The sequence below is a fragment of the Lentzea sp. HUAS12 genome (genome assembly GCF_024125735.1).
In the GTDB taxonomy this organism is placed as follows: Bacteria; Actinomycetota; Actinomycetes; order Mycobacteriales; family Pseudonocardiaceae; genus Lentzea; species Lentzea albida.
This window is the reverse complement of sequence record NZ_CP099738.1, coordinates 9,589,154-9,604,135: the sequence shown is the minus strand read 5'-3', so window position 1 is coordinate 9,604,135 and position 14,982 is coordinate 9,589,154. Positions and strand designations below refer to the sequence as shown.

Sequence of the window (14,982 nt, the reverse complement as noted above, 5' to 3'; positions counted from 1 at the left end):
GCACCACAGCAGTAAACCTGCACCGGCCATGCGACGTCTCACTAGCGCACCTTAGGTTCTGATCCGGGGAGAGGGAATGCGGTCTTTAGGCTTACTCGTGGCCATGATGGCCGGTGTTACGGTGCTGAGCACCACACCGGCGACGGCCCAGCAGCCGCCCTCACTGAGTGCGGCGCCGCAGCCTGCCACAGCGGGCGGCCCCGTGACCATGACCTGGGGCGGATTCGTGACCTGCCGCGGGGTGAGCATCGTCTTCACGCTCGACGGCACCCAGATCGCGACGGCACCGTCGGCGTCGAGCGGCTCGGTCGGGGCGACCGTGCCGTCGGGCACCAGCGCAGGCAGCCACAAGCTCGAAGCGCGCTCGACGAACACGAAGTGCGGTACGGCGGGCACCGCGCTGCGCGTCGTCCTGCCGCCGCCCGTCACCACGACGCGACCGCCCGTCACCACGCAGCCGCCCGTGACGAACCCGCCCGTCACCAACCCGCCCGTCACGACGCGTCCCCCGGTCGTCACCACCACGACGACCCCGGTGACCACCACGACGACGACCACGACCACGACGACCCCGCCGTCCTCGTCCACGACCAACGCGCTGACCAACCCCGGTGACGGCGTCCTGGTCCTGGACAAGGACAACATCCAGCCCGGCGACGACCTGACCGCGACCGGCACGGGCTGCCCCAAGGGCGCGAACGTGACGCTGAAGTCGCTCGGCCAGGACGTCGGCAGGACCACCGCGGACGAGAACGGCACGTTCAGCTCCCCCGTGCGGTTCTCGAACATCGAACCAGGCCGCCACAAGGTGCTCGCGGAGTGCGGCATCGTGCTGGCGGGCAACGTCGACGTGACGCTGTCGAGCTCGTCCGGCGGCACGACCAGCACGCTCGTGGTGCTGCTGTTCTTCCTGCTCGTGGGAGCGGCGATGCTACGCCGCCAGTTCTCCGGCCTGAGGCGCTGAAAGACGAACAACGCGAAAGGCCCCCTCTCCGCAGTAGAGGGGGCCTTTCGCGTTGTTCTCGAGAACTACCGAGCCAAGACCTACGGCTCTTCGCGCTGACGGCGCAGCTTGGCGAGAGCCTCTTCGAGGATCGCCTCGCCGTCCGCGTCGGAGCGCCGCTCCTTCACGTACGCAAGGTGCGTCTTGTACGGCTCGTTGCGCGGAGGCGCGGGTGGCGTCTGCTCGTCACGACCTGCCGGCAGGCCGCAGCGCGGACAGTCCCAGTTCTCCGGAACATCCGCGTCGACCGCGAAGGAAGGACGGGACTCGTGACCGTTCGCGCACCAGTACGACACCCGACGACGAGGCGCGGACTCGCCGCGCTCCGATTCGCCCATCGGGCCTGCGCCGACGCGGGTACCGCGAATCGCGTTACCACCGGACATCGACCGTTACACCCCCACCAAGTGGTTACCCCAAGCCCCTGAGGGCTTCTGCCGCTGAACGGAAGATCAGGCTCCGGGGAGCTTGATCAGCAGCCCGATGCCCACGATGGCGATGACCCAGATCGCGCCGACGAAGAGCGTCAGGCGGTCGAGGTTCTTCTCGACAACGGAGGAACCGGACAGACTCGACTGCATACCGCCGCCGAACAGCGAAGAAAGGCCGCCACCACGGCCGCGGTGCAAGAGCACGAGCAGCACCAGCAGCACGCTGGAGACGATCAACAGGATCTGCAGGAACAGGATCATTTCTTCCTCGCTGTCAGGCAGCCGACGCCACAGAGTACCTGTTCGACTGCCGAACGTGTGCAACCAGTGGGATTAGGGAGTACGTGCAGCGGCCACCCACTTTAGCCCCCGTGTCCGACGCTCAGCGGTGCATCGGAACAGCGGGCCGGGCGGGTGGCCGGAGCACGTGGTCAACTTAGGGCAGCGGCCCGCCGGCAGCCAGAGCGCACAGCTTGGTGAACTCGTCGGCCTGCAGGCTGGCACCGCCGACGAGAGCGCCGTCGATGTCCTTCTGCTGGATGAGCTCACCGATGTTCGACGACTTCACCGAACCGCCGTACAGCACGCGCACGACAGCGGCGGTCTCCTCGCCGTACTTCTCCGCCACGAACGACCGGACGGCCGAGCAGACCTCCTGCGCGTCCGCGGACGACGCGGTCTTGCCGGTGCCGATGGCCCACACGGGCTCGTAGGCGAACACGATCTTGGCGACCTGCTCGGCGGAGAAGCCCTTCAGGCCGTCCTCCAGCTGCTGGCGCACCAGCTCCAGGTGGCCCTTGGCCTCGCGCACGTCGAGCTTCTCGCCGAAGCAGAAGATCGGGGTGACGTCGACCTTCAGCGCCGCCTTGACCTTCGCGTTGACGATGGCGTCCGTCTCGCCGTGGTACTCGCGGCGCTCGGAGTGCCCGACGACCACGTAGTGGCAGCCGAGCTTCGCGATCATCGGGCCGGAGATCTCACCGGTGTAGGCACCGGAGTCGTGCTGCGAGATGTCCTGCGCGCCGTACTTGATCAGCAGCTTGTCGCCGTCGACCAGCGTCTGGATGCTGCGGATGTCGACGAACGGGGGAAGAACCGCGACCTCGACCTTGGCGAAGTACTTCTCCGGGAGGGAGAAAGCGATCTTCTGCACGAGGCCGATGGCCTCGAGGTGGTTGAGGTTCATCTTCCAGTTGCCCGCGATGAGCGGGAGCCGGGCTGCCATCAGGACTCCAAAACGCTGATGCCGGGGAGTTCCTTGCCTTCCAGGAACTCCAGGGACGCGCCACCACCGGTGGAGATGTGCGAGAAGCCGTCCTCGGGCAGGCCCAGCGCGCGCACCGCGGCCGCCGAGTCGCCGCCACCGACGACGGTGAACGCGTCGGACTTCACGAGGGCCTCGGCGACGGCACGGGTGCCGCCGGAGTAGGTCTCGATCTCGAAGACGCCCATCGGGCCGTTCCAGAACACGGTCCTGGCGTCGGCGAGCTTGGACGCGAACAGCTCGCGCGACTTCGGGCCGATGTCGAGGCCCATCTTGTCGGCGGGGATCGCGTCGGTGCCGACGACGTCGTGCTCGACGTTGCCGAACTCGGCCGTGACCAGCACGTCGACCGGCAGCACGAGCTCGACGCCGCGCTTGCCGGCCTCCTCGAGGAAGCCCTTGACCTGGTCGAGCTGGTCCTCCTGCAGCAGCGACGTGCCGACCTCGTGGCCCTGGGCCTTGAGGAACGTGTACGCCATGCCGCCGCCGATGAGCAGCTTGTCGACCTTGGACAGCAGGTTCGCGATGACGCCGAGCTTGTCGGACACCTTCGCGCCACCGAGCACCACGACGTACGGGCGCTCCAGGTCGTCGGTGAGCTTCTTGAGGACCTTCAGCTCGGCCTCGACGAGACCGCCGACGTACGCGGGCAGCTTCTGCGCCACGTCGTAGACCGAAGCCTGCTTGCGGTGCACCACACCGAAGCCGTCGGACACGAACGCGTCCGCGAACGAGGCCAGCTCGTCCGCGAGCTCCGCGCGCTCGGCGTCGACCTTCGAGGTCTCGCGGGCGTCGAAGCGGACGTTCTCCAGCATCGCGACGCCACCGTCGGTGAGCGCGCCGACCACGGACGTGGCGGACGGGCCGACGAGGTCGGAGGCGAGCGGGACCTCGGTGCCGAGCAGCTCACCGAGGCGAGCGGCGGCCGGGGCCAGCGAGAACTTGGGGTCCGGCTCGCCCTTGGGGCGGCCGAGGTGAGCGGTGACGATCACGCGGGCACCGGCGTCGGCCAGTGCCTTGATCGTCGGCACCGACGCGCGCACGCGGCCGTCGTCGGTGATCTTGTCTCCGTCGAGGGGGACGTTCAGGTCGGCGCGCACCAGGACGCGCCGACCCGCGACACCCTCGGCGAGCAGGTCGCTGAGAGTCTTCACTGACTGTCCGCCCCTGCTCAGATCTTGGAGGCGACGAGCTTGACCAGGTCCGCGAGGCGGTTGGAGTAGCCCCACTCGTTGTCGTACCAGCCGACGACCTTGACCTGGTTGCCGATGACCTTGGTCAGCGGCGCGTCGTAGATGCACGAGTGCGGGTCGGTGACGATGTCGGCCGACACGATCGGGTCCGTCGAGTACTTGAGGATGCCGGCCAGCGGGCCCTCGGCGGCGGCCTGGTACGCGGCGTTGACCTCCTCGACGGTGACCTCGCGCTTGAGCGTGACGGTCAGGTCGGTGGCGGAGCCGGTGGGGATCGGCACGCGCAGCGCGTAGCCGTCGAGCTTGCCCTTGAGCTCCGGCAGCACCAGGCCGATGGCCTTCGCGGCACCCGTCGAGGTCGGGACGATGTTCAGCGCGGCGGCGCGGGCACGACGGAGGTCGCTGTGCGGCGCGTCCTGCAGGTTCTGGTCCTGCGTGTACGCGTGGATCGTGGTCATGAGGCCCTGCTCGATGCCGAAGCTGTCGTTGAGGACCTTGGCCAGCGGCGCGAGGCAGTTCGTGGTGCAGGACGCGTTCGAGATGATCGTCTGCGACCCGTCGAGCTTCTCCTCGTTGGCGCCGATGACGACCGTCAGGTCCTCGTTCTTGGCCGGCGCGGAGATGATGACCTTCTTGGCGCCACCCTCGTCGACGTGCGAGCGGGCCTTGGTGGCGTCGGTGAAGAAGCCGGTCGACTCGACGACGACGTCGACGCCGAGGTCCTTCCAGGGCAGCTTGCCCGGGTCGCGCTCGGCGAGGGCCTTGATGACCTTGCCGTCGACGGAGATGCCCTCATCGGTGACCTGCACGTCGGCGTCCAGACGACCGAGGATGCTGTCGTACTTCAGCAGGTGCGCCATCGTGGCGACGTCACCGAGGTCGTTGAACGCGACGATCTCGATGTCGTGGCCGCCGGCCCTCACGGCGCGGAAGAAGTTGCGCCCGATCCGACCGAAACCGTTGACACCTACACGAACCGTCACGACTGACTCCTTGCGTTCAGCTTTGGCAGGAACGAGCCCACCCTATCTGCCGAACTGCGTCCCTGGTCACAGGGATAGTGCGTATCTCTTGATCGAGCCAGAAATATGGCCCCTGATTAGGCCGTTCGGCGGCGGAGCGCGCGGAGCATCCAGAGGTACGCGCTCAGTTCCTCCGCCGCCTCCGCGGCGGTCCGGCAAGCCTCCGGACCGGTGTCCCGCGCGTCGCGTCCGACGACGGCCGCGATGCGTGCGAGCCACTCGTCCACCACGGGGCGGTCCTGGGGAGGCACGATCGGGTCCTGCGGTCTGCTCTGCGCTGTCATCCCCCGATCGTCCCCACGGCCGGGAGGCGGCTTCAATACCCCGAAACAGCGGGTGTTACAGCCCGTTACGCACCCGGTACGGTCGAGGTCATGACGGCTGGTGCCACATGCGTGACGTGTGGAAACCCGCTCGCCGAGGCGGTTGCGGGCCGGCGCTACTGCTCGAACGCGTGCCGTCAGCGCGCCTACCGCGAACGCACCTCCGCCCGCGACGAGACCGCCGCACCCGTTCCGTCCCTGCCCGCACCCCTCGACAGCTTCGTGGGCCGGCGTGAGGAGCTCGCCGCGCTGGCCCGTCACGACGGCGACCGCCTCGTGTCGCTGGTCGGCCCGGCGGGGGCGGGCAAGACCCGGCTCGCGCTCCAGCACGTGAGCAGACGCGCTGATCAGACGTGGTGGACGGCGTTGGCGCCCGCGTCCGACGCCGTGCAGGCGATCCACGCCGCGGTCGGCGCTCACCCGGTGCCGCACCACTCCGCGCGGGACGCGGTGGTCGCCGAGGTCGAGCGGCACCGGCGGCCGTTGCTCGTGCTCGACAACTGCGAGCACCTGCTGGCCGACGTCGCCGGCGTCGTGGCGGAGCTGCTCGCCCGGTGCCCGCGGCTGCGCGTCCTGGTGACGTCGCGGGAGCCCCTGCGCCTCGCCGGGGAGCGGGTCTTCGCGGTCGGTGAGCTGGACCTGCCGCCCGCGGACGCCGACCTCGCCGAGGCCCTGCGGCACGACGCCGTGGCGCTGTTCCGCGACCGCGCCGCGTCGGTGGACCGCTCGTTCGAGGTGGACGCGTCCAACGTCGCCGACGTCGTCGCGGTGTGCCGTTCGCTCGACGGCATGCCGCTGGCCATCGAACTGGCCGCGCGACGCATCACCGTCCTGTCCCCCGCCGACGTCCTCGCCCGCCTGGGCGACCGCCTCGCGTTGCTGACCGGGCCGCGCGCCGCCGACGACCGGCACCGCACGCTGCGGACCGCGATCGGCTGGAGCTACGACCTGCTGACCGAGGACGAGCAGGCCGCGTCCCGCCGGCTCGCGGTGCTGGGCGTGCCGTTCGACCTCGGGGTGGCGAGCGCGGTGTGCGGCGTCCCCGACGCCCTGGAGCTGCTGAGCAGCCTCGAACAGAAGTCGCTGCTGGTCGTCGACCGCGTCGGCGGCCACACGACGTTCCGGCAGCTCGAATCCGTCCGCCTCTACTGCCACGAACGCGCCATCGCGTACGGCGACATCTCTCTCGTGGCCGACCGTGTGGTCGAGTGGGTGTGTTCGCTCGTGGAGCCGGAGATCTCGTCGTTCTTCCCGTCCCCGCCCGTCGTGCTGCGCCTGGACCGGAACGTGGGCCTCCTCGCCCTGGCCGCGACCAGAACCGCGGAGACCGGCGACTGGTCCCGCCACGCACTCGCGGTCGTCGCGATGGCCTGGACGTCCACCCCGCGCGGTCCCCGCGGCGCCCCCACCGAACTGCTGCACCGCGCGCTGTCGCAGCACCTGCCGCCGGAGTACCGCAGCGTCCTCGCGGTGCTGGCGGCGATGCACCACCGGACACGCGGCGGCTGGCACGCGACCCGGCGGTTCGCCGAGGAGTCGCTGGCGATCGAACGCGCCGACGGCCGCCGCCCCGGCACCACGGCCCGCGCCCTGGAGGTCCTCGCCTCCGCCGAGGCCCACACCGGCGACCCGTCCCTGGCCTGGGGCCTGTTCGACGAGGCCGCCACGCTGCTGCACGACCCGGACGACAAACTGGCCAGGGCCATCCTCCTGAACTCCTACGGCTGGACCCTGCTGCAGCACGGCTGCGCCGACCGCGCGGCACCGCTGGTCCGCGAGGCCCTGACGCTCATCCGCCTGGCAGGACTCCCGCACATGCTCAACCCGGTCCTGCACACCGCGGGCGCGATCGCGTTGGCGCGCAAGGACCACGCCGAGGCCGTCGAGGTGTTCCGCGAGGGCCTGGAGGTCGGCTCGGAGCACCCCCTCGACCAGTACTACGACCTGGAGGGCCTGGCGCTGGGCCTGCTGGGCGTGGGCTCTGACGACGAGCGCGCCCTCTCGTTGCTCACGGCCGCCGCCCTCGTCCGCACCCGTTACGACTTCCGCGCGGAGCCGTACTGGCAGGCCCTGCTGGACGACGCCCGCGCCGTCTGCCGCGACAGGCTGAGCGCGGCCCGCGTACGCGCCGCCGAGTCGACGGGCGAGCGCATGTCGTTGACACAGGCCATCTCCTACGCGCTGACCGCACAACCGCTCGCCGACACCGGCGGCGTGGTCTCCGCCCGCGAACTGCACGTGGCGACGCTGGTGGCGGAGGGGCTGACCAACCGGCAGATCGGGCAACGGCTGGGCATCTCACCGCACACCGTGGCGCGGCACGTCACGCACGCCCGGTCGAAGCTGGGGCTGCGGTCGCGGGCACAGCTCGCCGTGTGGGCGGGGCGGCAGACGCCGGAGGGCCCGTAGGCGTCGGCGCTCCGGCCGGACCGCCCTTCAGCCTCAGCCGGCTCGACCGCACACGCCGTCACACCTCGGCTTCGAGCATCTCCGCCGTCACCGCGGACTCCGTGTCCGGCAGCCCCAGGTCCTTGGCCCGCTTGTCCGCCATGGCCAGCAGACGCCTTATACGGCCGGCGACGGCGTCCTTGGTCATCTGCGGGTCGGACAGCTGCCCGAGCTCCTCCAGCGACGCCTGCCGGTGCGCGAGCCGCAGCTGGCCGGCGGCGGCCAGGTGGTCCGGGGCCTCCGGGCCGAGGATCTCCAACGCGCGCGCCACCCGTGCGGCGGCCGCCACCGCGGCACGGGCCGAGCGGCGGAGGTTCGCGTCGTCGAAGTTCGCCAGGCGGTTCGCGGTGGCGCGGACCTCGCGGCGCATGCGGCGCTCTTCCCACGCCATGACGCTGTCGTGCGCGCCGAGCTTGGTCAGCATCGCGCCGATGGCGTCGCCGTCCCTTATCACCACTCGCTCGGCGCCGCGGACCTCGCGCGACTTCGACGAGATGCCCATCCTGCGGGCCGCGCCGACCAGGGCCAGTGCCGCCTCCGGGCCGGGGCAGGTGATCTCGAGCGACGAGCTGCGGCCCGGTTCGGTCAGGGAGCCGTGCGCCAGGAAGGCGCCGCGCCACGCGGCTTCGGCGTCGCACACGCCGCCGGACACGACCGGGGCGGGCAGGCCCCGCACCGGGCGGCCGCGCGGGTCGAGCAGGCCGGTCTGGCGCGCCAGACCCTCGCCGTCCTTGACCACGCGCACGACGTAACGGGTGCCCTTGCGCAGGCCGTTCGACTGGATGGTGAAGACCTCGGCGTGGTGGCCGTAGAGCGCCTGGATCTCCTTGAGCAGCCTGCGGGCCGCCGATCCGAGGTCGAGCTCCGCCTCGACGACGACCCGGCCGGACACGATGTGCAGGCCGCCGGCGAACCTGAGCAGGGAGGACACCTCCGCGCGGCGGCAACAGGTCTTGGATACCGCGAGCCTGCTCAGCTCGTCCTTGACCGCCGACGTCATCGCCACGGGCCTGTCCCTCCCACTCCGGTCTCCTCGACCACTTGCCTCAGGCAACCGGCGAGCGCCTCCGGATCATGCCTTTCAGCGGCGTCCGGTGCGGCGATCTTCGCCAGATGCGTACGCGCGCCCAGTGCCGAGGCGGCTCGCGTCAGCCGGTCCGGGGTGGGGACCGAGTCGACGTCGGCGATCACCGCGTCCACCTTCAGCTCGGGTGCGTGTTCGCAGACTACGTCCAAATGCCGCTCCGGAGAGAAACCAGCGGTTTCACCCGGTTGGGGGACGAGATTCAGCACCAGAACCTTCTTGGCCCGCGTGCGCACGAGCGCGTCGTGCAGTTCGGGCACCAGCAGATGCGGCAACACGCTGGTGAACCACGATCCGGGCCCGAGTAACACAAGATCAGCTTCAAGTACAGCCTGTACTGCTTCCGGACAGCCGGCAGGTCGCCCGTTCGGGGCAGTCAGCCGGATGCGCTGCACGAGTCCGGGGGTGGTCGCGATGGCGACCTGACCCCGGATGCGCCGCACATCCGTGACGTCCTCGTCGAGGCCCATGACGTCGGCCTCGATGTCGAGCGGGTCGTTCGACATGGGCAGCACCCGGCCCCGGACGCCGAGCAGCCTGCTCGTGAGGTCGAGCACCGCGACGGGGTCGCCGAGCTGCTCGAGCAGCCCGGCGATCACCAGGTTGCCGACCGCGTGCCCGGCGAGGGCCCCCGTGCCGCCGAACCTGTGCTTGAACAGCGACGTCCAGCGCTGGCTGGCCTCGTCCTCCCCCGCCAGCGCCGCCATCGCCTTGCGCAGGTCACCCGGCGGCAGCAGGTCCTGCAGCTCGCGCCGCAGGCGCCCCGACGAACCCCCGTCGTCCGCGACGGTCACCACGGCCGTCACGTCGTCGGTGACCTTCCTCAGCGCGGTCAGCGTCGCGTGCAGCCCGTGCCCGCCGCCCAAAGCAACAGCTTTCAACTTCGTCACTCACGTCCCAGATCCCTGTGCACGACCTTCACGGCCATGCCGTCCTCGCTCGCCAGCCGCGCGGCCAGCTCTTCGCTCAGGGCCACACTGCGGTGCTTGCCACCGGTGCAGCCGATCGCGAGCGTCAGGTAGCGCTTGCCCTCACGCCGGTACCCGGCCCCGATGAGCCTCAGGAGTTCGTGGTACCGGTCAAGGAACTCGTCGGCGCCCTCCTGGGACAGCACGTAGTTGCGCACCTCACCATCCAGACCAGTCTGCTCGCGCAGCTCGGGGATCCAGAACGGGTTGGGCAGGAACCGCACGTCCATGACGAGGTCGGCGTCCATCGGCAGCCCGTACTTGTAGCCGAAGCTCAGCACGGTGACCCGGGTCCTCGTCGCGGCCTCGGTGCCGAACGTGTCCTCGATCTTGGCCCGCAGCTGGTGGATGGAGAGCGCACTCGTGTCGAGCACGAGGTCCGCCTCCTGCTTGAGCGGCGTGAGCAGGATCCGCTCGGCCTCGATGCCGTCCTGCAGCCGCCCGTCCCCCTGCATCGGGTGACCGCGGCGCACCGCCTCGAACCGCCGGATCAGCACGGCGTCCGTGGCCTCGAGGAAGAGCACGCGCGGCTTGTACCCGCGCGCGTCGAGGTCCTTGATGATGGCGGCCAGGTCCTCGGTGAACGCGCGGCTGCGCACGTCCATCACGACGGCGACCCTGGTGATGGCCCCGCGCGCCTGGGCGCCGAGCTCGACCATGGTGGCGATGAGTTCGGGGGGCAGGTTGTCGACGACGAACCAGCCGAGGTCCTCCAGGCACTTGGCCGCGGTGCTGCGGCCCGCACCGGACAGCCCGGTCACCACGGCGACTTCGATGCCGGACTTCTCCGCGTTCACGACTACGACTCCGTTACCTGTTCATGAGCACGACTGAGGCGCTCTCGTTTGGGCCTGCTCGGTGGTGGGCCACGCCACTCGCCTGGACGCGCCCTTCCCGAGTCTCCCTTGGAACGGCTGCGCCGTGCGGCAGGTTGGGCAGTTGAGACGGGCGCGTCGTGGCGATCCTCACCCCGTCCGCGGGCTGTGTGCAGGGTGGGCGTGACCGGTGCGGCGGGTGGGAGCGCCGTGCGGTGGCCGGTCGGGTCGGTCGCGGCCGGCGACCGGCGCCGAGCTCCGCGCACGTCGTGTGGGAGGTGTGGGAGGCAGAACGCGTCCCGAACCCGGAGCCGGGGTGGCCGGGCACCGGGCTGGAGCGGTGGGACGGGTGGTGTGGGAGACGTTCGCCGTGGTGAACCAGGTACCGGATCGAGGTTCTCCGCCGACCGGCGGCGCCCACGGCTCCGCCTCGGTGGGAACGGGCCGCGACGGCACGGTCTTCCGCGCTGCGGGCGAGCCGACCGCGGCCAAACCAACCGCCGCGGAACCGACCGCAGCCGAGCCAACCGCGGGCAAGCCAACCGCCGCCGAACCAGCCGCCGCCGAACCGACCACAGGCAAGCCAACCGCGGGCAAGCCAACCACCGCCGAACCGACCGCCGCCCAGCCGGCCGCAGCCGAACCGGCCGCCGCGGATCCGCCGCGGCCCTCGCGCTCGACCGCGTGCCCCATCAGGCCTTCCCGCCCGACGACGCCAGCGTCGCCACCACCGCCTCGGCCGTGCGGCGGCCCACGCCCGGCACGTCGCTGATCTCGTCCACTGTGGCCTGTCGCAGCTTCTTCACCGAGCCGAAGTGCTTGAGCAGCGCGGCTTTGCGCGTCTCGCCGAGGCCGGGGACCTCGTCGAGCTCCGAGGTGGTCATGCGCTTCGAGCGCTTCTGGCGGTGGTAGGCGATGGCGAAGCGGTGGGCCTCGTCGCGGACGCGCTGCAGCAGGTACAGGGCATCGCTCGTGCGCGGCAGGATCACCGGGTCGGCCTCTCCCGGCACCCAGACCTCCTCCAGCCGCTTCGCCAGGCCCACCACCGCGACGTCGGTGATGCCCAGTTCCGCGAGGACGTCGGAGGCCGCGGCGGCCTGGGGGCCCGCGCCGTCGACCACCAGGAGGTTGGGCGGGTAGGCGAACTTGCGGGGCTTGCCCGTGTCCGGGTCGATGCCCGGGTTCGGGCCGCCGGACGCGGTCTCGCGCAGCATCGCCTGGAAGCGGCGGCGGACGACCTCGGCGATCGACGCCACGTCGCCCTCGGTGGCCGCCTCGCGGATGGCGAAGCGGCGGTACTCGGACTTGCGGGCCAGACCGTCCTCGAAGACGACCAGCGAGGCCACCACGTCGGTGCCCTGGACGTGGCTGATGTCGATGCACTCGATGCGCAGCGGCGCCGTGTCCAGCGCCAGCGCGTCCTGGATCTCCTGCAACGCCGCCGAACGCGCCGTCAGGTCGCCGGCGCGGCGGAGCTTGTGCTGTGCGAAGGCCTCGGAGGCGTTGCGCGCCACCGTCTCCATCAACGCGCGCTTGTCGCCCCTTTGCGGGACGCGCAGGGCGACGCGGGAGCCCCGTTGTTCGGACAGCAGGTCTTCCAGCGCCGGCGCGTCGTCGGGCAGCACCGGCACGAGCACCTCGCGCGGTGTGCTCTCCGTGTTGTCGCCGTAGAACTGCATGATGAACTGGTCGACGATCGCGCCGTCGTCGACCGCCTCCACCTTGTCGAGCACCCAGCCGCGCTGGCCGCGCACCCGGCCGCCGCGCACGTGGAACACCTGGACCGAGACCTCGAGCTCGTCCTGCGCGAACGCCATCACGTCGGCGTCCGTGCCGTCGCCCAGCACGACGGCCTGCTTCTCCATCGCGCGGCGCAGCGCCCCCAGGTCGTCGCGGAGGCGGGCCGCGCGTTCGAACTCCAGCTCCTCCGACGCCTGCAGCATCTCGCGTTCGAGACGGCGGACCATGTGGTCCGTCTTGCCCGCCAGGAAGTCGCAGAAGTCGAGCACGATGTCGCGGTGCTCGTCGGCCGACACCTTGCCCACGCACGGCGCCGAGCACTTGTCGATGTACCCGAGCAGGCACGGGCGGCCGATCTGGTTGTGCCGCTTGAAAACGCCCGCCGAGCACGTGCGCGCGGGGAACACCCGCAGCAGCAGGTCGAGCGTCTCGCGGATGGCCCACGCGTGGGCGAACGGACCGAAGTAGCGCACGCCCTTCTTGCGCGGGCCCCGGTACACGTGCAGCCGCGGGTAGTCCTCGTGCAGGGTCACGGCCAGCACCGGGTACGACTTGTCGTCGCGGTACCGGACGTTGAAGCGCGGGTCGAACTCCTTGATCCAGTTGTACTCGAGCTGCAGCGCCTCGACCTCGGTGGTGACGACCGTCCACTCGACGGACGCCGCCGTCGTCACCATCTGGCGCGTGCGCGGGTGCAGGCCCGCCAGATCCGCGAAGTACGAGTTCAGCCTGCTGCGCAAGCTCTTCGCCTTGCCGACGTACACGACCCGGCCACCGGCGTCGCGGAACTTGTAGACGCCGGGAGCCTCAGGAATCGTGCCCACCGCGGGGCGGTACGTCGAGGGATCTGCCACGCCGCCCAGACTATCGACGCGGTCCGACAAAAACAGAAAGGGTCAGGTCAGGACCACCTGGTCGCCGTCGACCTTCACCGCGACCGCCTTCAGCCCGGTCGTCGCCGGCCCCTTCTTCACGGCGCCGTCGGAGGCACCGAACTGGCTTCCGTGCGAAGGGCAGGTGATGGTGCCGCCGGACGGCTCCGCGACCATCGAACCCTGGTGCGGGCAGGTCGCGTCGTACGCCTTCACCTCGGTCGCGGAAATGCGCGCGACGACGATCTTCTTGCCGCCGGGGGCGTCGACGACCGCTCCACCGCCTTCGGGCACGTCGGCCAGCGCGACCAGCGCGGTCCCGCTGGACCCGGCCGATCCTGTGGAATCCGTGGGCGTCGAACCGCCCTGGGTGGGGGTGGAACCGCCGGAACCGGTCGGGGTGGAACTGCACGCCGTCACGAGTCCGCTGGGAACAGCGAGGGCGACCGCGATTCCGCACAGCGCCGCCCGCCTGCTGACCGAGCTTTCGGTGTTCACGACCGATCCTCCGTGGTGGTGGGTGTTCGGGCTCACACCACAGCATTACGCGAACAGATCGGCTGAAGTTCAGCGAGACGCACGATGCACAGCAAATGCACAGGTCTCAGGCGAGCACCAAATCGTCACCCGAACGGGAAATCGCGACCTCGGTCAACCCGGAAGTCGCAGGTCCTTTGCGGACTTCTCCCGTCGCCGGGTCGAATGTGCTCCCGTGCAAAGGGCACGTGATCGCGCCACCGGCAGGGGGGTTCACCAACGAACCGACGTGCGGGCACGCGGGGTTGAAAGCGCGGAATTCACCCGATCGAGGCTGCACGACCAGCAGCTGGGCGTTTCCGGGCATGTCCACGAGCAGTCCGGACTTCTCCGGCACCGAGGACACCGCGACGACCCGGTCCCCCGGCCGGGCGGTCCCGACACCGCCCGTCTTGCGAGGAGCGGGCTCGCCACAGGCGCTCAGAGCGGCGGCGAGCCCACACAACAACACTGTTCGACGATCCACGGACGCCGATTATCGGCGCTGGTCCTCCGCGGCGGCCGTCCGGGCCAGTGCGAGCACGGCCGTGAACGGCGGGAACCAGTGCCGCGAGTGCGACGGCGGGTTCGCCCACCGCAGCGATCCGTACCTGGTCATCGTGGGCGGGAGCGCGATCCGGTGCGGCGAGCGCACGAACTGGACCTCCGGCGGCGCCTTCAGGTGCGTGGGCAGCAGCGCCACGAGCTCGGCGAGGAAGATCCAGTGTTCGCGGGGGCCGGGGATGACCGTGACCGGCCCGGCGAGCATGCGCGACTTCAGATCGGCCAGGACGCGCGACCCGATCCGCGCCGGCATCGCCAGTGCGGTCGTGGCGGGGCCCAGGGGCAGGAACACGCCCTGCTCGGTGACGCTCACCTGCCAGCCGAGCAACCGGTAGCCGGCGACGGCCTCGCCGATCGCGCGGGCGTGTCCTCTGTTCTGTGGGATCCCGGCATTCCCGGTACCGGTCTCCGCGGTCGTGAGGCTCATCGGCGGTTGTCCTCCCCGTTGGTGGGTGGCACTGGCCACGGCCACGGGGATCGACCCGCAGCCTGACGTTGTGCAGGGTCCTTCTCAGTTCCCGCCAACACCACTCGCGTGATGCATGCGCCTCATGCATCACGCGTATGAAGCTCATCCGCCGCACGGGGGCACCAGCACTGCGACACGCGAATCCATTACGTCTTATGCATGAGATGGATGGACTGACGATCACACCTCCGTACACTGGGGAAACGCTCAGTGACGGGGGCGAGGCCGATGGATGCAGCGAGACCCACATCCAGACGCGCTTGCCCTTGC

At 70.4% G+C, this 14,982-nt stretch carries 15 protein-coding genes; 2 read left to right on the top strand and 13 right to left on the bottom strand.

The features are described from left to right. Positions 1–103: 103 nt before the first annotated feature. Positions 104–964, top strand: coding sequence for a hypothetical protein (locus ND450_RS45305; protein ID WP_253324052.1), 861 nt, complete (start codon positions 104–106; stop codon positions 962–964). Positions 965–1,044: 80 nt separating this feature from the next. Here ND450_RS45305 and ND450_RS45300 read toward each other — a convergent pair whose 3' ends face one another. The 6 genes from ND450_RS45300 to ND450_RS45275 form a co-directional block, all read right to left on the bottom strand. Continuing rightward, complete coding sequence (locus ND450_RS45300) at positions 1,045–1,389, bottom strand: RNA polymerase-binding protein RbpA (RefSeq protein WP_089912928.1); 345 nt, start codon at positions 1,387–1,389, stop codon at positions 1,045–1,047. 66 nt (positions 1,390–1,455) lie between these two features. Next, positions 1,456–1,695, bottom strand: a complete 240-nt coding sequence (gene secG / locus ND450_RS45295; RefSeq protein ID WP_030478109.1) for a preprotein translocase subunit SecG — start codon at positions 1,693–1,695, stop codon at positions 1,456–1,458. A 175-nt stretch (positions 1,696–1,870) separates the two neighbouring features. Beyond that, complete coding sequence (gene tpiA, locus ND450_RS45290) at positions 1,871–2,659, bottom strand: triose-phosphate isomerase (RefSeq protein WP_253324051.1); 789 nt, start codon at positions 2,657–2,659, stop codon at positions 1,871–1,873. Beyond that, positions 2,659–3,852 carry a phosphoglycerate kinase gene (gene pgk, locus ND450_RS45285; RefSeq protein ID WP_253324050.1) on the bottom strand — a complete coding sequence of 398 codons (1,194 nt, stop codon included), beginning with the start codon at positions 3,850–3,852 and terminating at the stop codon, positions 2,659–2,661. Before pgk ends, tpiA begins: the two co-directional genes overlap by 1 nt. Positions 3,853–3,869: 17 nt before the next feature. Further along, complete coding sequence (gene gap, locus ND450_RS45280; protein ID WP_089912934.1) at positions 3,870–4,874, bottom strand: type I glyceraldehyde-3-phosphate dehydrogenase; 1,005 nt, start codon at positions 4,872–4,874, stop codon at positions 3,870–3,872. 116 nt (positions 4,875–4,990) lie between these two features. Next, entirely contained in the window at positions 4,991–5,197 is a 207-nt protein-coding gene (locus ND450_RS45275) for a hypothetical protein (RefSeq protein WP_253324049.1), read from the bottom strand. A gap of 90 nt (positions 5,198–5,287) precedes the next feature. Here ND450_RS45275 and ND450_RS45270 point away from each other — a divergent pair, with 90 nt between their 5' ends. Then, positions 5,288–7,645 carry a LuxR C-terminal-related transcriptional regulator gene (locus ND450_RS45270; RefSeq protein WP_253324048.1) on the top strand — a complete coding sequence of 786 codons (2,358 nt, stop codon included), beginning with the start codon at positions 5,288–5,290 and terminating at the stop codon, positions 7,643–7,645. Between the two features lie 58 nt (positions 7,646–7,703). On the opposite strand, the gene whiA is transcribed toward ND450_RS45270, so the two are convergent. From whiA to ND450_RS45235, 7 genes are all read right to left on the bottom strand, one after another. Then, on the bottom strand, positions 7,704–8,690 hold the full coding sequence (whiA, locus tag ND450_RS45265; protein WP_030478101.1) for a DNA-binding protein WhiA: 987 nt from the start codon (positions 8,688–8,690) through the stop codon (positions 7,704–7,706). Beyond that, on the bottom strand, positions 8,681–9,649 hold the full coding sequence (gene yvcK, locus ND450_RS45260; RefSeq protein WP_089914187.1) for a uridine diphosphate-N-acetylglucosamine-binding protein YvcK: 969 nt from the start codon (positions 9,647–9,649) through the stop codon (positions 8,681–8,683). The genes whiA and yvcK overlap by 10 nt, the downstream gene beginning before the upstream one ends. Positions 9,650–9,654: 5 nt before the next feature. Beyond that, a complete protein-coding gene (rapZ, locus tag ND450_RS45255; protein WP_176960186.1) occupies positions 9,655–10,512 on the bottom strand; it encodes an RNase adapter RapZ in 858 nt (285 codons plus the stop codon). 731 nt (positions 10,513–11,243) lie between these two features. Further along, positions 11,244–13,145 carry an excinuclease ABC subunit UvrC gene (uvrC, locus tag ND450_RS45250; protein WP_253324047.1) on the bottom strand — a complete coding sequence of 634 codons (1,902 nt, stop codon included), beginning with the start codon at positions 13,143–13,145 and terminating at the stop codon, positions 11,244–11,246. A gap of 42 nt (positions 13,146–13,187) precedes the next feature. After that, on the bottom strand, positions 13,188–13,661 hold the full coding sequence (locus ND450_RS45245; protein ID WP_253324046.1) for a Rieske (2Fe-2S) protein: 474 nt from the start codon (positions 13,659–13,661) through the stop codon (positions 13,188–13,190). A gap of 106 nt (positions 13,662–13,767) precedes the next feature. Continuing rightward, positions 13,768–14,046 carry a Rieske (2Fe-2S) protein gene (locus ND450_RS45240; protein ID WP_256557578.1) on the bottom strand — a complete coding sequence of 93 codons (279 nt, stop codon included), beginning with the start codon at positions 14,044–14,046 and terminating at the stop codon, positions 13,768–13,770. A gap of 129 nt (positions 14,047–14,175) precedes the next feature. After that, positions 14,176–14,670: a hypothetical protein gene (locus tag ND450_RS45235; RefSeq protein WP_089912965.1), complete on the bottom strand. Its 495-nt coding sequence runs from the start codon at positions 14,668–14,670 to the stop codon at positions 14,176–14,178. Positions 14,671–14,982: the final 312 nt, after the last annotated feature.

Bases quoted from the DNA above. Each gene is read 5' to 3' on its own strand.
- secG (WP_030478109.1), bottom strand. From the start codon at position 1,695: ATGATCCTGTTCCTGCAGATCCTGTTGATCGTCTCCAGCGTGCTGCTG.
- ND450_RS45305 (WP_253324052.1), top strand. From the start codon at position 104: ATGATGGCCGGTGTTACGGTGCTGAGCACCACACCGGCGACGGCCCAG.
- ND450_RS45270 (WP_253324048.1), top strand. From the start codon at position 5,288: ATGACGGCTGGTGCCACATGCGTGACGTGTGGAAACCCGCTCGCCGAG.
- ND450_RS45300 (WP_089912928.1), bottom strand. From the start codon at position 1,389: ATGTCCGGTGGTAACGCGATTCGCGGTACCCGCGTCGGCGCAGGCCCG.
- tpiA (WP_253324051.1), bottom strand. From the start codon at position 2,659: ATGGCAGCCCGGCTCCCGCTCATCGCGGGCAACTGGAAGATGAACCTC.
- ND450_RS45235 (WP_089912965.1), bottom strand. From the start codon at position 14,670: ATGAGCCTCACGACCGCGGAGACCGGTACCGGGAATGCCGGGATCCCA.
- ND450_RS45275 (WP_253324049.1), bottom strand. From the start codon at position 5,197: ATGACAGCGCAGAGCAGACCGCAGGACCCGATCGTGCCTCCCCAGGAC.